General features: G+C 39.0%; 15 protein-coding genes, 1 tRNA gene and 1 pseudogene. 9 read left to right on the top strand and 8 right to left on the bottom strand.

The annotated features are described in order from the left end of the window. The first annotated feature begins 95 nt into the window (after nucleotides 1–95). The 4 genes from H3T84_RS02325 (at nucleotide 96) to H3T84_RS02310 (ending at nucleotide 5,261) form a co-directional block, all read left to right on the top strand. On the top strand, nucleotides 96–1,967 hold the full coding sequence (locus tag H3T84_RS02325; RefSeq protein ID WP_232346081.1) for a potassium transporter Kup: 1,872 nt from the start codon (nucleotides 96–98) through the stop codon (nucleotides 1,965–1,967). Between the two features lie 31 nt (nucleotides 1,968–1,998). Next, on the top strand, nucleotides 1,999–3,045 hold the full coding sequence (gene argC / locus H3T84_RS02320) for an N-acetyl-gamma-glutamyl-phosphate reductase (RefSeq protein WP_174833796.1): 1,047 nt from the start codon (nucleotides 1,999–2,001) through the stop codon (nucleotides 3,043–3,045). 54 nt (nucleotides 3,046–3,099) lie between these two features. Further along, nucleotides 3,100–3,447, top strand: a complete 348-nt coding sequence (gene erpA / locus H3T84_RS02315; RefSeq protein WP_025330995.1) for an iron-sulfur cluster insertion protein ErpA — start codon at nucleotides 3,100–3,102, stop codon at nucleotides 3,445–3,447. Nucleotides 3,448–3,740: 293 nt separating this feature from the next. Then, nucleotides 3,741–5,261 (top strand): catalase, encoded by a 1,521-nt coding sequence (locus H3T84_RS02310; protein WP_100116328.1) that lies wholly within the window; start codon nucleotides 3,741–3,743, stop codon nucleotides 5,259–5,261. A 182-nt stretch (nucleotides 5,262–5,443) separates the two neighbouring features. Here H3T84_RS02310 and H3T84_RS02305 read toward each other — a convergent pair whose 3' ends face one another. The 3 genes from H3T84_RS02305 to lptF all read right to left on the bottom strand — a co-directional run bounded on the left by H3T84_RS02305 (nucleotide 5,444) and on the right by lptF (nucleotide 8,797). Continuing rightward, nucleotides 5,444–6,136, bottom strand: a complete 693-nt coding sequence (locus H3T84_RS02305) for a hypothetical protein (RefSeq protein ID WP_174833693.1) — start codon at nucleotides 6,134–6,136, stop codon at nucleotides 5,444–5,446. A gap of 463 nt (nucleotides 6,137–6,599) precedes the next feature. Further along, entirely contained in the window at nucleotides 6,600–7,688 is a 1,089-nt protein-coding gene (gene lptG / locus H3T84_RS02300; RefSeq protein WP_100116918.1) for an LPS export ABC transporter permease LptG, read from the bottom strand. Further along, a complete protein-coding gene (gene lptF / locus H3T84_RS02295) occupies nucleotides 7,688–8,797 on the bottom strand; it encodes an LPS export ABC transporter permease LptF (RefSeq protein ID WP_198217594.1) in 1,110 nt (369 codons plus the stop codon). Before lptF ends, lptG begins: the two co-directional genes overlap by 1 nt. 131 nt (nucleotides 8,798–8,928) lie before the next feature. On the opposite strand from lptF, the gene H3T84_RS02290 reads away from it, so the two are divergent. Both H3T84_RS02290 and H3T84_RS02285 read left to right on the top strand, forming a co-directional pair. Beyond that, entirely contained in the window at nucleotides 8,929–10,338 is a 1,410-nt protein-coding gene (locus H3T84_RS02290; RefSeq protein WP_198217592.1) for a leucyl aminopeptidase, read from the top strand. A 12-nt stretch (nucleotides 10,339–10,350) separates the two neighbouring features. Next, nucleotides 10,351–10,788: a DNA polymerase III subunit chi gene (locus H3T84_RS02285; protein WP_198217590.1), complete on the top strand. Its 438-nt coding sequence runs from the start codon at nucleotides 10,351–10,353 to the stop codon at nucleotides 10,786–10,788. A gap of 59 nt (nucleotides 10,789–10,847) precedes the next feature. Here the strand turns inward: H3T84_RS02285 and rfbD are convergent, their stop codons facing one another. The 5 genes from rfbD to H3T84_RS02260 all read right to left on the bottom strand — a co-directional run bounded on the left by rfbD (nucleotide 10,848) and on the right by H3T84_RS02260 (nucleotide 15,211). Further along, a complete protein-coding gene (rfbD, locus tag H3T84_RS02280) occupies nucleotides 10,848–11,708 on the bottom strand; it encodes a dTDP-4-dehydrorhamnose reductase (protein WP_198217588.1) in 861 nt (286 codons plus the stop codon). Nucleotides 11,709–11,890: 182 nt separating this feature from the next. Continuing rightward, nucleotides 11,891–13,033 (bottom strand): bifunctional diaminohydroxyphosphoribosylaminopyrimidine deaminase/5-amino-6-(5-phosphoribosylamino)uracil reductase RibD, encoded by a 1,143-nt coding sequence (ribD, locus tag H3T84_RS02275; RefSeq protein WP_198217586.1) that lies wholly within the window; start codon nucleotides 13,031–13,033, stop codon nucleotides 11,891–11,893. A 3-nt stretch (nucleotides 13,034–13,036) separates the two neighbouring features. Then, nucleotides 13,037–13,624: a cytochrome C gene (locus H3T84_RS02270; RefSeq protein WP_174833699.1), complete on the bottom strand. Its 588-nt coding sequence runs from the start codon at nucleotides 13,622–13,624 to the stop codon at nucleotides 13,037–13,039. A gap of 102 nt (nucleotides 13,625–13,726) precedes the next feature. Continuing rightward, complete coding sequence (gene nrdR, locus H3T84_RS02265; protein ID WP_100116926.1) at nucleotides 13,727–14,182, bottom strand: transcriptional regulator NrdR; 456 nt, start codon at nucleotides 14,180–14,182, stop codon at nucleotides 13,727–13,729. A gap of 540 nt (nucleotides 14,183–14,722) precedes the next feature. Beyond that, on the bottom strand, nucleotides 14,723–15,211 hold the full coding sequence (locus H3T84_RS02260) for a GNAT family N-acetyltransferase (RefSeq protein ID WP_198217584.1): 489 nt from the start codon (nucleotides 15,209–15,211) through the stop codon (nucleotides 14,723–14,725). 148 nt (nucleotides 15,212–15,359) lie between these two features. Here H3T84_RS02260 and msrAB point away from each other — a divergent pair. The 3 genes and pseudogenes from msrAB to H3T84_RS02245 form a co-directional block, all read left to right on the top strand. Next, nucleotides 15,360–16,352: pseudogene (gene msrAB / locus H3T84_RS02255) on the top strand (bifunctional peptide-methionine (S)-S-oxide reductase MsrA/peptide-methionine (R)-S-oxide reductase MsrB); the annotation flags it as partial. Nucleotides 16,353–16,589: 237 nt separating this feature from the next. Next, nucleotides 16,590–17,162 carry a CDP-diacylglycerol--glycerol-3-phosphate 3-phosphatidyltransferase gene (gene pgsA, locus H3T84_RS02250; protein WP_041879843.1) on the top strand — a complete coding sequence of 191 codons (573 nt, stop codon included), beginning with the start codon at nucleotides 16,590–16,592 and terminating at the stop codon, nucleotides 17,160–17,162. 107 nt (nucleotides 17,163–17,269) lie between these two features. Then, nucleotides 17,270–17,345, top strand: a tRNA-Gly gene (locus tag H3T84_RS02245). Nucleotides 17,346–17,368: the final 23 nt, after the last annotated feature.

Here is a 17,368-nt window from a genome sequence, read left to right as displayed (position 1 = left end):
AACAAAAAATTCTATAGAAACTCACACTTAAGGGATTGGCTAAAGTTGACGTTAAGACTAAACTGCACTCCCCGATCATTACAAGAGGTAAATAAATGCGTAAACAGTTTTCTGCCAATACCGCAATGACACTGGCTGCATTGGGTATTGTTTACGGTGACATTGGAACCAGTCCTCTGTATGCCTTAAAAGAAAGCTTCCGCGCTTCTACAATCGCTCCCACACAAACTAATGTATTGGGCTTTGTTTCTTTGATTGTATGGTCATTACTCCTGATCGTTACTCTGAAATATGTTCTGTTTATTCTGAGAGCCGATAATAATGGTGAAGGCGGCGTTGTTGTACTGATGCAGCAGGCAATGCAGCATCTTAAGGGTAAACCCGTATGGATTGTGATGATGATGGGGCTTACCGGCACCGCCCTTTTTTACGGTGATGCCATGATTACACCGGCCGTATCGGTTTTATCCGCTGCAGAGGGGTTAACGGTAATCAGTGAAAGCTTCCGCCCTTATGTTATGCCTATAGCATTGATTATCCTGTTCGGACTTTTTTTAATTCAAAAAAAAGGTACACACAAAATCGGTACACTGTTTGGTCCGGTTATGTTGATATGGTTTAGTGCTATTGCACTGATAGGCCTGTATCAGATAGTTCAGGCTCCGAAAATTATTCTTGCTTTCAGCCCTTTCTATGCAATTAATTTTGCCATTAATCATGGATGGGACGGTTTTATCGGGCTAGGCTGCGTTGTACTGGCTGTAACCGGTGCAGAAGCCCTCTATGCCGATATGGGACATTTTGGCCGTAAACCAATCCAGACAGCATGGATAAAAATCGTTTTACCTAGCCTGATTATCAATTATCTGGGTCAGGGTGCCCTGATTTTGCATAATCCGAATGCAATTAATAACCCGTTTTTTCTCAGCGCACCGCACTGGCTATTAATTCCATTAATTATTCTGGCTACTTTTGCAACTATTATTGCCAGTCAGGCCGTTATTGCCGGAGCCTACTCACTTACCCGTCAGGCAATACAGCTTGGCTTTGCCCCGCGTATGAATATTATCCATACCAATAATGAAGAAGTTGGTCAGATTTACCTGCCGCTGGTTAACTGGCTGTTACTGGTAGCAGTCACATTAGTAGTACTGGCTTTTCACGATTCAGAACATCTGGCTTCAGCTTACGGTATTGCAGTTACGGGTACCATGGCTATTACCTCATGTCTGTTCTGTGTAGTGATGATTAAAAACTGGCGCTGGCCAATCCCGCTTGCCTTACTGCTTACTTCGGTTTTCCTGTGTTTTGATCTGGTTTTCTTCAGCAGTAACCTGCTAAAACTAATTCATGGCGGCTGGTTCCCGGTAATGGTAGCCCTGATTGTGGTTACATTATTCTCAACATGGCGTCGCGGACAGGCACAATTGCTACAGGCACAGCAAAATCAGGAATTTTCATTGGATAATTTTGTTGAAAACCTGAACGACTACCCGCCTCAGATTGTTTCCGGCAATGCAGTATTCATGGTTTCCGACCCGTTCAGCATTCCGCGAGCACTCCTGCATAATCTGAAACACAATAAAGTACTGCATAGCTATAATGTATTACTCAGCGTCAAAACCAAAGAAATACCCTATGTAGCCGATAATGACCGTATTGCCATGAAACAGATTGGTCCCCGTTTTACCAGAGTCATCGCCAATTATGGTTTTCAAGAAACAGCCAATATCACCCATATTCTGAAATTGATGGCTGAACAAGGGATTAAACTTGACACCATGGATACCTCATTTTTTCTGTCGCACGACAGCATTGTTGTTGCCGCCAAAACCAAACATGGCAATATGGGGCGGTTACGTGCACGCCTTTTCAAATGGTTATATAAAAACAGTGCTTCAGCCGGTAATTACTATCATATACCGGCTAACCGCGTCGTCGAACTCGGCGCTCAGGTCGTGATTTAACGACATAGCAATTGCAAAAAATTTATGAAAGATCCATATGAGTATTAAAATCGGCATAGTCGGAGCCACAGGTTATACTGGTGTAGAACTATTACGTTTACTGGCACAGCATCCGGAAGCTGAAATCATCACCGTTACCAGCCGCAGCGCTGCCGGAACAACGCTGAGCGATTATTTTCCAAGTTTGCGCGGCATCTATGATCATTTGATTTTCCAACATCCCGATCATGCTGACTTAAGTAAATGTGACCTAGTATTTTTTGCGACACCTAACGGTGTAGCCATGCATGAGGCTCCAATATTACTGACACAGGGAGTTAAAGTAATCGACCTGTCTGCAGATTACCGTATCAAAGATGTAGCAGTCTGGCAAAAATGGTATCCGTTTACTCATGCCAGTCCCGAATGGATCACAAAAGCTGTTTATGGTTTGGCGGAACTGAACCGTACTGCCATTACTCAGGCGCAGCTGGTAGCCAATCCTGGCTGCTATCCGACTTGTGTCAGCCTGCCTTTGTTACCTTTATTGCAGCAACAATGTCTGATTCATAACATGCCGCTTATTGCCGATTGTAAATCAGGAGTATCTGGTGCTGGTCGCAAAGCAAATACTGGTAATCTTTTTGCAGAATGCAGCGATAATTTCAAAGCCTATGGTATCAGCGGACACAGACATTTACCGGAAATCAGACAAACACTGAATCTTTTACAACCAGATTCAGGTAACAGTCTGGTGTTTGTACCTCATCTGACACCCTTGATTCGCGGCATGCATGCCACCATATATATTCAGGTAAAAGAAGGTTGCAACCCATATCAGTTGATTGCCGATTATTATCAATCCAGCCCGTTTATTGATGTCATGCCTGTTGGCAGCACGCCTGAAACCCGCTCAGTCCGCGGAGCAAATCTCTGTCGCATCAGTATACAACCTGCGCCGCAGAATAATACCTGGATTATTCTTTCTGTAATTGATAATCTGGTAAAAGGTGCAGCCGGACAAGCTGTACAGAATATGAATATCATGTTCGGGTTTGATGAAAAAAGCGGATTAAATCTTATTCCTCTCTTGCCATAACCGTTCAGCAGGATAGACAATCAAGTATGCACATATTATTAAAAGGACTACACCATGTCAGAAACCGATATTGAAACACCGATTATCTTTACTGAAAGCTGTTGTACCAAAGTAAAAGATTTAATTGCAGAAGAAAACAATCCAGACCTGAAACTGCGCGTATTCGTGACAGGTGGGGGATGCTCAGGTTTCCAGTACGGTTTTACTTTTGATGAAATCGTTAATGATGATGATTTTGAAATCCAGAAAGATGGCTTAACATTTCTGATTGATCCAATGAGTTATCAGTATCTGGTTGGTGCAGAAATCGATTATTCTGAAAGTCTGCACGGTTCACAATTTGTTATCCGCAACCCTAACGCAACTACTACCTGTGGCTGTGGCTCGTCTTTCTCTGTTTAAGTGAATCGACTATATAGCAAAATTTCTTTACTCAAACAACTGAATTAATTTTCTAAACCAGCCAAAGCAGGCTGGTTTATTTATGGGCAACAACTAGCGATAACCAAAAATTGTTCACTTTAAAACTCAATGCATTAAAAATTTCACACAATATTAAAAAATAATTTCCATTTACAATAAAACATAAAATAACAAAATATTAACATCATATTTTATTCAAAAGCCTATAATCATCCGGGTAGCCGAAAGCAGTAAAGGCCTTTTTTAATAACAAATTAACAAGGAGCTTTACCATGAACCATGATATAAAAAAATGCCCGGTAACCCATCTCACAACAGATCAGGGGGCGCCAGTCTCTGATAATCAGAATAGTCTCACAGCCGGACCACGCGGTCCTTTACTGGCTCAGGATTTATGGCTGAACGAAAGACTGGCCAATTTTGTCCGTGAAGTTATTCCTGAACGTCGGATGCATGCTAAAGGCTCAGGTGCATTTGGTACTTTCACAGTTACCCACGATATAACCCAATATACATGTGCCAAACTATTCAGCCAGATTGGCAAAAAAACCGAAATGTTTGTACGCTTTTCTGAAGTAGCAGCTGAACGCGGTGGTGGCGATGCTGAGCGCGATATCCGTGGCTTTGCCATGCGCTTTTATACCGAGCAGGGCAATTGGGATCTGGTAGGCAATAATACACCTGTATTTTTTCTGCGAGATCCGCGTAAATTTCCAGACCTTAATAAAGCCGTCAAACGCGACCCGCGTACCAATCTGCGCAGCCCTACTTATAACTGGGACTACTGGACTTTATTGCCGGAATCATTTCATCAAGTAACCATTACCATGTCCGACAGAGGCATACCGGCCAGTTACCGGCATATGCATGGTTTCGGTTCACATACATTTAGTTTCATTAACGCTAATAAAGAACGCTTCTGGGTTAAATTTCACTTCCGCACTCAACAGGGAATTAAAAACCTTACCGATGAAGAGGCCGCCACTATTATGGGACAAGATCGCGACAGCCATCAGCGCGATCTTTACAATGCTATCGAATCCGGTAATTTTCCTAAATGGACAATGTATATCCAAATCATGCCGGAAACCGATGCAGAAAAAGTACCCTATCATCCGTTTGATTTATCTAAAGTATGGCCGCATGGCGATTATCCGCTTATTGAGGTGGGCGAATTCGAACTAAACCGAAACCCGGATAACTATTATCTTGACGTTGAACAGGCTGCTTTCGCTCCTAGTAATCTGGTGCCGGGAATCAGTGTTTCTCCCGACAAAGTTTTACAGGCACGCCTGTATAATTACGCAGACGCTGCCCGCTACCGTGTAGGGGTCAATCATCATCAGATACCGGTTAATAAAGCACGCTGTCCCGTTTTCAGTAACCATCGTGATGGTACAACCCGGGTAGATGACAATTATGGAAGTCTGCCCCATTATGAGCCTAACAGTTTCCATCAATGGCAGGAACAGCCTGAATTTCGCGAACCTCCGCTTAAAATACATGGTGATGCTGATTTCTGGAATTTCCACGAAGACGATAATGACTATTTCAGCCAGCCCCGCGCCTTATTTAACTTAATGAATGATAACCAGAAGCAGGTACTGTTTGAAAACACAGCACGAGCTATGGGTGATGCACCTGACTTTATCAAATACAGACATATTCGTAACTGCAATGCCTGCCATCCGGACTATGGTGCAGGTGTAGCCAAAGCACTGAGCATGACAGTAGAAGCAGCCATAGCAGCACGCAGTAGTGACCCGGCACAGGGATGCGCTGTTTTGATTTAAACTTAATCATTAATTGATAAAAATCCTTAAACAATAACGTTTAAGGATTTTTATATAGAAATATAATTTCGTTAGATAATTATTAAAATTTAAATATTAATTAACCAGAATTTATAAAAAAATTAAAATAATTTAATCAGAAAATATCCTATATAAAACAGATTTCAATCATAAAATTTTCGTTATTTAATTATTTTCAATTTGTTTATATACGCTAGTTTTATATCACTTGCATACATAAATTCAGAATAATTGAAATCTATATTTTCACTATTCTCCAAAGATTTATACAATTCGATAATTTTTCTTTTGAATTTGCAATGATTAATAAAGTGGTTAAAAAATTGTTCTGCTTTTTCTTTTGGTGCAAATCGAATCATAAAACCAAGCGGGCGTAAAGAATCATCAACATATTTATTGAATTGCTGTCCGTTTACTGCCAAAAAATCAATTACCGAGGTTTTTTCTTCAAATAGATCAAATATAGGTAAAGCATAATTGTTTAATAATTCCGCAATTTCTTCAATGTACTTTTCGCGGCTGAATCCTGCTAAATTCCAAGATTTTAATGTTTTGTAAGGAGTGATATTCCCTAAATGTTCAGCCACAACAATTCCGCTACTGTACGAGTTATTTGTTTGTTCAATTATCCATTCTTTCAATTGTTTTGAGTAAACATTTATGTGGGGTAGAATTGAAATATGAGAATTTGTGTTTCTGAAACTGGACTGAAATACTATTTCATAAACTATATCTTTATTTTTAGACTTTTTTTTGAGTATCTGACCTTTTTGGATTGCATTAAAATGTTTATCCTGTAATAAATCTGCTATTTTATTACAAGATTCAATAAAAATATTTCTTATCTCTTTCATATTAATATTTTTGCATATCTGATACACTCAATCATACAATTTACATTGTATACTTCACAAGATTGCCTAATCTTCAAAAATATTAAATTTTTTAAATATAAATATTGTACTTATTTGAGGCCGCAGATTATAGAATAATGACAGCAAACTTTAAATTAAAGATGGCAGCTAACCTCTGATCAGATTATGAAAACACAATCATTAGCTATAAATTAGTTGCAAACTTGGTTTACTCTGGATGTCCAATCGCAGACCATATTGCGCGAACACTAGGCTCAGTTACAGGTAAGCAAACTTGAATCAAATAAAGCCATTCAGTATCATTTAATTGATAACTACAAGACTGATAATGATATTTGCTCATCTCATTGCAATAAGCCATCCATTAATCTTTTTAGCAAATATCAATAGCTATATATATCATTATCAGGATATATAATCTATTTTTAAATTAATTTAAATATTAACGCTTTTCCTGTCGTCGAATCAGATAAACAGCCAGACATAAAAAAAATAGTGTGGGTAAAAATGCAGCAATTACTGACGGTATACCATATAACTGGCTGGTAAATCCAAATAATCTTCCTGAAAAATGGAATAGTAGCCCTAAACAAATTCCATAAAACAGTTTTAATCCCATATTGCCGTGTCGGTTTTGTTGAGGTGTAAATGCCAGTGCGACTAAAGCCATAACCATACAAGCCAGCGGATAAACAATTTTACGCCACCAGGCAAGCTCATAGCGAGTTGTCTGCTGATGATTATGCTTCAAATGCTTAATGTAAGTTGAAAGTGCAATAATCGACATTTGCTCCGGTGCTACCAGCAATATATTAAGAAGCTGATGATTAATCGATATATGCCAATCCAGATTTTCTATATGATTGGCAGTTATCTGATTTTTCTCTAAAATAGATTGATTTACCTGATATAAATGCCACTTAGATTTTTTACTTTCCGAAGTATGGATATCTACTTTCGCACTAGCAGCATTTAATATCTCTATCAGCTGAAATTGTTCATTATGACGAAAAATAGTGATATTTTTTAAACTACCATCAGGTAACATTTCAGCTACATTGACAATATCTTTTCCCTGTTTTAACCAGATACCGCTATCTCCGGCACTAATACTGTTTTGTCGCGCATGTAACCGATATTGTTCCGCATAGGGGCCTGTTTTAGGCACTACATACTCACCCAGTAATGCAGCAATAACAGCAAAAAATAAGCCAAACTGCAACATCATACCGATAATGCCGGTTAAACTAATACCGGATGTTCTGATTACAGTAAATTCACTATTGCTGGCCATCTGACTAAGACAAACCAGTCCTCCGACAAGCACTGCCAGCGGCATAAGCTCATAAGCATGTGTCGGAATCAGCATAAGAACATAATACAGCATCTTATTAGCAGTATAACGCCCGTCGCCAACATGGCTGATTTCACCCATGATATCGAAAAAACTATATAAGCTAATTAATGCCAGTAATGCATATAAAGTATAAACCGTCATTTGACTGATGACATAACGATTAAGCAAACGCATCAGGATCGACCTTTCATCAATGACGTAAATGTCGTTTTGAAGGATGCGGATGGCCGGTCACGCCATCGTAACAAAAATACGAACAACAAAAACATTATCAGATGCATGGGAAATAAACCCAGCCAGAAAGGGATATGACCATTTTCTACCAGATCGCGTATAAAAGTCAGACCATTCTGATAAATTAAAAATACAGCGATAGCAATCAGAATATTGTATGTATGCCCCGTACGAGGATTAAAATAGGATAATGGCAAAGCCATTAAAGCAAGTATTACCACGCTGATTGGCAAAGATAAACGCCACATCAGCTCAGCTTTATAAATAGGTTTGTCGCTGGCAAATAAAGCAGTTGTAGGAATCGTATGCCGGTTCTGTTTGGGATCAATAACTGTTGTATTAACACTGATTACCAATGTCATTTTTTGAAATGAAGCTCTTTGATAGTTAGCCTGACCGGGCAGACCATTGTAGTGAAAACCATCTTCAAGAGTAAGAATACGTTTTTCACCATCTTGTTTAAACTCGCCTTTTTTAGCAAAAATCGTGGTTTCCTTGCCATTTTTTTCTTTTTCCCGGACAAAAAGATTACTGGCAAGACCACTATCAGGATCAAATGATTCAATAAAATAAACGCGCGGATGGTTTTTACCTATTTCCCGAAATACGCCCGGCTCCAATAATGACATTTCCTGTTTCTGTTTCAGCAATTCGGCAAATTCCCTACTACGCCACTCCGCCCATGGCTGAATCAGCATGGAAACGATGGCAACCAGAACAGCAAACGGAATTGCAAATTTCATTAATGGAATAATCCAGTTTTTCAATGACAATCCGCTGGATAACCAGATAACCATTTCGCTATCACGCCAGTAACGGGTAAGTACAGTAATAATGCTGATATAGGCTGTGAGAATAAGCAGTACCGGAGTCAGACCAATTGTCCAGAATCCGATTAACGCTGATACAGCATCAATAGCCACACGACCATTGGCAGCGCGACCCAGCAGATTAATTGCTTGTGTAGCCACCAGCACAATCAACAAAACCATGAATATGCCTACGGCAGCCCATGATAATTCTTTAATAAATTGGCGTTGATAAATCATAAGATAGTTAAACACATTTGCAACTGTCCGTACTTTAACGACAGCCTGCGTTACAATAGGGGCATCCTGATCAGCTTAACGCATGATACGTCCAGAGTATATACAACGCCCTCATAATGGGAGAGGAAAAGATGGAATTTAGCATAAAAGCCGAACAATTGCAGCCGCAAAACAACAGTTCGTTATTATTTGTATATTGCAAAGAAAGCAAACCAGAACATCATATAGCTAATACTTTGCTAACTCAATTACAACAGCAGCAAAAGGATTTTATTGCTACACACACAGTAAAAGATGAATTTTTACAGGCTTTAGCTGTAGTAAGCATTGATAAAGATGATTATGCCAGCATTCAGAAACTGACTTCAACTGTTGCCAGCTGGGCAAAAGAGCAGCAGTTACTCAATGTAGATTTGAGTAAGCTGCCGCAAGCTCTGGCTCAGAAATGGGTACAGGCATTTACTATTGCTGTTGGTGAGGCAGTTTATTGTTTCGATAAATTTAAAAAGGATTCAAAACCTGTATTACTTGAAAAAATCAATTATCAAACAGATCACGCTGTCAGTACCTATCTCAGTAAAGCCGAAGCTATTATCTATGGTATGAATATCTGTAAAGATTTAGGTAATGCACCGGGAAATATCTGTACTCCGGCATATCTTGCTTCTTCTGCTGCCAAAATTGCCAATGATTTAGGTGCCAGTGCACGCATCATAAATGAAACTGAAATACAGGAAATGGGTATGAATGCTTTACTGTCTGTTGCACAGGGAAGCTCAGCCGGAGCTTATCTTATTGAATTGCAATACCATGGGTCTCCGGATACTGAAGATAAGCCTATAGTTTTGGTTGGAAAGGGTATTACTTTTGATTCTGGCGGTATTTCTCTTAAACCGGGTGCTGCCATGGATGAAATGAAATTTGATATGTGTGGAGCGGCTTCGGTTATTGGTACTTTTGCAGCGGCAGTAAAACTCAAACTACCAATAAACCTCGTTGCAATAGTCCCGACCTGCGAAAATATGCCTTCCGGCAATGCGGTTAAACCAGGTGATATTGTTCGTGCCATGAATGGTTTAAATATTGAAGTTTTAAATACTGATGCAGAAGGCAGACTGATATTATGTGATGCACTTACCTATGCTGAACGCTTCCAGCCTAAAGCAGTTATCGATGTTGCTACTCTTACCGGAGCCTGTATTATTGCTTTAGGACATGTTGCACAAGGTATATTAGGTAATAATCAGCAATTAATAGATCAGTTACTACAGGCAGCAGACAGCATTAACGATAAAACATGGCAACTACCTTTATTTGATGAATACAAAGAGCAGTTAAAATCCAATTTTGCTGATTTACAAAATATAGGTGGTCGCCCTGCCGGAACGATTACTGCCGCTGCCTTTTTGTCATACTTCACCGAATCCTATTGCTGGGCTCATCTTGATATTGCCGGTACAGCATGGCAGTCCGGTAATAATAAAGGTGCAACAGGCCGCCCTGTTCCGCTTTTACTTGAGTATCTGATTTTGCAATCCTGAATTTAAAATGATATGGCCACTACTACTTTTTATACTCACATTACTGACCCCGTTTCATTTACATGTCGCCTGACGCAAAAAGTATTTAAAAGTGGTTCAAATATTTTAATTTGGTGTGATGATGTAAGCCGTGTTAATCAGCTGGATCATGCTTTATGGTCATTTCAGCCTGCAAGTTTTATCCCGCATGAAGTCTGGACACCACAACACCAACAATTATTTGATTTACAAGCTGTATTACTGGCTTATGGCGAGGATTTACCAGTAATAGAAAAAGATTATGTTGTTATCAATCTGGCGGATGCCTACTGGTGTAATGCCCCCCGGAAACCAGAGCGAGTATTAGAACTGGTCAGGAATGATCTGGATGAAATTGCAGCTGCACGGAAACGTTTTCGCACCTATCGTAATGCCGGATTTAAAGTTGAGCATTTCGATATGCGTACGTAAGGCTGAAACTATCATTTATAAAAAAACGGGTTATCAGTTAACCCGCTTTTTTATACTTCTTATCTTATTAATTTTTCGACAATACGTGCTAAAGGTGTATCTGCAACCGGTTGCGGAAGCAGATTTTGCAAAGTACGACTGTCCAAAATACCGAACTCAGGTCTTCTGGCCGCTGACTGGTAATCAGCAGTAGCAATATGTTCAACCTTAACGTGTTTGTAACGTTCGTCAATTTTTGCAGCTTCAGCAAAAATACGCTGAGCAAATTCTGCCCAACTCATTTGCTGACTTCCTGCGAAATGTAATAAACCGCGCGGAGAATGAGGTAATGCTGCAAGACGTATAATGGCCTCAGCCAAGTCTCCAGCATAAGTTGGACAACCAATCTGATCATCAACTACTCTTAAACTAGGCGTTTCTAACCCTTTTTCTAACATAATTTTCACAAAATTATGTCCGTATTCACTATAAACCCATGAAGTACGGACAATAACGGTATCCACATGTGCATTTAAAGCCAGTAGTTCACCAGCCAGCTTACTGTGCCCGTATACACTCAATGGGTTAGGTGCCATGTTTTCCGAAAGAATCACATGGTGATGACCATCAAATACCTGCTCAGTCGATATATGAATCAGACGTGCACCAATTGACTGAGCTGCCTGAGCCAGATTCAGTGTTCCGGTTGCATTTATTGCAAAGGCTTTATCTATGTCCGTTTCAGCAGCATCAACTTTGGTATACCCTGCTGCATTAATAATTACATCCGGTTCAAAAGTTTTCACCATATTGAGCACATTATGTGCATCCGTAATATTCAGTGTCTGCGAGTCACTGGCAATTAACTCCCAGCTATCTGGTAATCTGTCTCTTAAACAACTACCTGCCTGCCCTTTTGAACCTGTTAATAAAATACGCATGACGAAACCTTTGTTTTAAATTGCCAATAGAAAAATTAATAAATCCACAACAAGAATGCTAACACGCTCATTAAAAATCAATCATGCTTACATGCAATAGATTCATTGTTACATATTGAAAATTTATTTTCAGCACTAAATAGTTTTTCAATCAGAAATATTGGTTTGGAAATTCAGGCTAATTATGATTCTGAATCAGCTTTACCCGCTAACCATTCAGCACTTTCACGATGACGCAATAACCAGCGACAATCCTGCCCAAATATTTTTACATCAACTGTCTGCCACTCCGGCTCTGTTAAAGCCTGTGGATTTTCCGCCAGTTCGATAGCATTGCGCGCAGTAGCTCCCAGTATTTTGGGAGCCTGATAATAAATAATTTCATCAACCGCATTAGCGGTTAACAATGCCGAATTCAAAATAGAGCCTGCTTCCACCAATACTGAACCAATATCACGTTGAGCCAGAATTGGCCAAAGTTCTTGTAAATTAATCTGTCCTCGCTGATTTGCCGGTACAGTAAGCACAGAAACATGCGAATAAGATGCAAAAATAGCCTTTTTAGCACTGTCATCAATAGTAGTAATAACCAGTGTAGGACTATTTGTATCCTGAATTACCTGATATTCCGGCGTGAGACGTAAGTGACTATCCAGAATAATACGTAACGGTTGTCTTAATGTCGAAAAACGACGGACATTTAACAGAGGGTCATCTGCCAGTATAGTATTGATGCCGGTTAATATGGCACAACTTTCAGCACGTAAAGTCTGTACATCATTACGTGCTTCCTCACCAGTTATCCACTGGCTCAAACCATTGCTCAGAGCTGTTTTGCTATCCAGACTTGCGGCTATTTTCAACCTGATATAAGGCTTATGTCTTTCTTGCCTGGATAAAAAACCTGAATTCAGTTCACGTGCCTGTTGTGTAAACAGACCACTGTCGACCTGTATACCTGCCTTTCGCAACATATTTAATCCATTGCCTTTCACTAATGGATTAGGATCACTCATAGCAACAACAACCCGCTTAATCTGTGCATCAATCAATGCCTGAGCACATGGACCTGTCCGCCCTGTATGACTGCATGGTTCTAAAGTAACATAGGCAGTTGCAGCTTTTGCCCAATTTCCGGCCTGACGTAATGCATGTATTTCAGCATGTGGCTTTCCTGCACAAACATGGAATCCCTGACCAACAATTTGCTCCCCGTAAGTGATCACGCAACCAACTCTCGGATTAGGGCTGGTAGAAAACCGCCCTTGCCAGGCTAGCTCAAGGGCGGTTTGCATAAATTTTGTATCAAGCTCAGAAAAGCTCATATTTTAACTATTCTGTACATTTATGGTTTTTAAAGTACCTGCAAGTTCAGCATAATCAGCACTCTCACTGCTGGCGCAAACTGAATACAGGTTATTGTCTCCAATCAGGGCAACACAGCTTTCATTTAACAAGCTACCATTTTGCTGATGACTGAAACGATAATTCATACGGTTTTCAGTAGCAACACCTACCTTAATATCACTAATATTTTTATTATTTTGAAGGCTGTCAGCAAGATTTTTGAAATATTCATCCGGCTTAATCTTTATTGTACCCAAATTATTTACTGCTAAAGTAATATTACTATTTTCATCATGCTGTAACAAAGTCAGACTATTTAACTCTTCCTGATCTACCCAATCTGTTGCACTGTCCATCACATCAGCAAAACTTCCATTAACTACAATGCTGAGTTTATCATCTTTACTCGTCAGAGTCTGAGTAACCGGAGTTTCAGCGGCAGATGTCGCGCTGCTGCTGGCAGCCTGAACATCACTTGCATCTATCGTTACAGAAGTATCATCTTTTTTACAAGCAGATAAACTAAGTAAAGTAATTATTACATACAACCATATACGAGATTTCAACATGATATATTTAAGCTTTCATGATAAGGCACAATAGTTACAAAGTATAACAAGAATTAGTAGCGAATGCAGTCAACTGTGTAAACTATTTTAACTGAATGAAACCTAATCTGTTTTTTTTAAAGCTGCAATTAATTGAGTGAATTCTGAAACATCATGAAAACTTTTATACACCGAAGCAAAGCGTACATAAGCAACTTCATCCAGTTTGGCCAGTAAACTTAGAACCATATCACCAATCATATAACTAGGAACTTCTTTGACACCCATGTGATATAGATTAGTTTCTATTTCTGCTACCGCATTTTCAATACTTTCCCGATCCATCGGTCGTTTGTGTAATGCCCTGCTGATACTGGTATATAACTTGGCCGGATCGAATAATACCTTTTCTCCAGTACGTTTGATAATCAATGGCATACGCATTTCCACTACTTCAAGCGTACTAAAACGACAGTCACAGGCCAGACAGCGACGGCGACGGCGAATACTATTATTACCTTCGCTCAGACGCGTATCTATTACCTGTGTATTGTTATGCTGGCAAAAAGGACATTTCATATAAATACAAAATAATATTAAATTGAAGAGCTATTGTGGCAGGCAGTACTATAAGTAGCAAGCTTCTTTATTTGTCAGATTAAAATAATTTAATCCACAAAATTGAATTATCCACCTGTACACAAAATTCAGCGCAAAACTTTAGGTAAAATATGGGGATAACTCAACTATATAACTGATTTTTTTTATTTATTTTTTATTGCTTAAAAAATAAGCAATTTATGTTATTAAATCATTTAAGCTTATTCTAAAAATAATTATTTAACTGATAATCAATAGTTTATTTCATAAAAAAATAATACACAGTCAAAATTTTTATCGCAAAAAATTCGTAATCAGAATTATTCATTTAATACCAGATTGTTCAGTATTAGAAAATGAATCAAAATATATTTGATCCGGGTAAACTGTTTAAATTAGTCAAATCAATAATTACAAATAAGAATATATTTCTTGATTCTGCCGGCTTATCTGCCTCAAATGATCATTTTCTATATTTAACATGTGATTAAGCTAAATTGTTTTAACATATCATCTCATTTATCCAATTAAATATTTACGCATCAGTAAGCAGTTCACCGTAACCTGATCATTAAGAGGTAAAGCACATTCACCCAATGAAGCATAGCCATTAATTTCATAAAATTTTACCGAATTGAGTGAAGCATATAACTTCAGCATTCCCAGACCTGTACGACAGGCAATGTCTTCAGCACGCTGCAATAAGGCAGTACCTAAACCCTGATTATGTACAAAAGGATGAATATATAAAGCATCCAATTGTGCTTCTACCAGATCCATCTGAAAAAAGCCTTGTATATTACCTTTATAATCAATTACCCATAAAGCTTTATTAGCATCTGCCAGTGTATGCAAATAACTTTGTAAATTCAATAAAGACAACCATGCTTTTAATACTGTTTCATCATACTTACGTGCACAGGTATATTGAACAGCATAGCGATGAGCATTATAGATATGTTCACAGTCTTCCGGTCTCGCAGGACGTAAATAGGTAATAATACTCATATGATCTTTAACCAATATGACAATGCATCAATTTATCAAAGTAAGGCAGAGATTTTATCTCAGCTAAACATAATTAAGCAAAACAACATCTTTTATTCAACACATGCTGGTGTTAGCATGTACAAATAAACCACACAAATATATATGGAATAACATTATGAATCTAAAAACTATTTATCTAGCTGGCGGCTGTTTCTGGGGTATAGAAGGCTATTTTAAGCGTTTAAATGGCGTGATTGAAACCGAGGCCGGATATGCCAACGGGCATACTGATAACCCAACCTATGAAGAAGTATGCAAACAGGACACCGGCCATGCTGAAACGATAAAGGTTAAATATGATGCAGATATTCTGTCCTTAACTGACATTCTGCGTCATTTTTTCCGTATAGTAGATCCCACTACTCTGAATCGTCAGGCACATGATACTGGTACTCAATATCGTAGTGGTATCTACTATACTGACCCTGCTGATCATGATGTTATTCAGGCAATGATTAAAGCTGAACAAGGCCGTTATACTGCACCTATCGTGGTAGAAAACTTGCCTTTACAACAGTTTTTTCCGGCCGAAGAATATCATCAGGATTATCTGGACAAAAACCCACAAGGCTACTGTCATATTGATTTACAAAAAGCCCGGGAACCTCTGCCTGAATTGCAAACATCTCAGACTACAACAACATTATATGATGCAAACGCTTTTCATAAACCTGATGCAGCCACTTTACACCAGCAGCTGAGTGAAGAAGCTTATCAAATTACTCAGAATGCAGGTACTGAGCCTCCGTATAGTCATCCGTATGATGAACTGTTTGTCCCTGGCATTTATGTAGATATTGTCAGTGGAGAGCCACTTTTCAGCTCACGGGATAAATTTAATTCCGGTTGCGGCTGGCCGGCATTCAGTCAGCCAATACAATCGGAAGCGGTGAGTAACCATGAGGATAATAGTCATGGTATGCAACGAACCGAAGTGCGTAGTCAACAGGCAGACTCACATTTAGGACATGTATTTACAGATGGCCCGCAAGATCGCGGTGGATTACGTTATTGCATCAACGGAGCAAGTTTACGGTTTATTCCCTATGAAGAGATGGATGCAGCCGGCTATGCTGCCTATAAAGACATGGTGAAGTAACTTCTCCAGCATCGGACAGAAAATATAAACCATCTTTGCTGTCCGATGCTGTAGTTTCCATACCATGAATTACTATTAAAACATAATTAATAATTAAATATTTAAATAAAAATATAAAATTATCACAACAATTTATCCTGAGATACATTCATCAATCAATAATAAAAAATCACCTTAAAGCGCTCAAAGCGGTATCATATAAGCAACCAAATCATAACTTGTCAGGGACACCCCGTTATGCCATGGAATTTTCCGATATTGCTCACTTGGTTGCGTATCCTCATCATTCCAATATTTACTTTATTATTTTATTTGCCAGCAGACTGGATTAGTGATCGCCAGATCATTAACTGGCTTGCAGCAGGCTTTTTTGCCGTAGCTGCTATAACTGACTGGTTTGATGGTTATCTGGCACGTCGTTGGAAACAAACATCTAATTTTGGTGCTTTTCTTGACCCGGTTGCAGATAAACTAATGGTAGCTGTTGCTCTGATATTACTTGTAGCAACTGGCCGCACCTATGCCATATTTGCCATGATTATCATCGGTCGTGAAATTACCATTTCTGCTTTACGAGAATGGATGGCTCAGCTTGGCAAACGAAATAGTGTTGCCGTAGCCAAATTGGGAAAATTTAAAACCGCAGCGCAAATGGCAGCTATTTTTCTTTTACTACTCACTTCCCCACCATTAGCAGAACCCAATTTATTATGGATACTTGGAAATATTCTTATGCTTATAGCCTGTATTCTTACTATTTGGTCCATGCTGTATTATTTAAAGATGGCAACGAAAGAATTTAAATCCTAAAAAATCATAGTGAAAGCAAAAAATACTGCATCAGATGTATGAATAATCTTGACACATTTTTTTTCATCGATATAATGTTGCTTCTTCATTCAGTACGAATGAAAAACGCGGGAATAGCTCAGTTGGTAGAGCGCAACCTTGCCAAGGTTGAGGTCGCGAGTTCGAGACTCGTTTCCCGCTCCAAAAAAACATGCTCACATGTATAA

It is taken from the genome of Snodgrassella sp. M0110 (assembly GCF_016101465.1).
GTDB classification, from domain to species: domain Bacteria; phylum Pseudomonadota; class Gammaproteobacteria; order Burkholderiales; family Neisseriaceae; genus Snodgrassella; species Snodgrassella alvi.
Note: the sequence above shows the minus strand (reverse complement) of the source record. Positions and strands in the feature narration are given on the sequence as shown.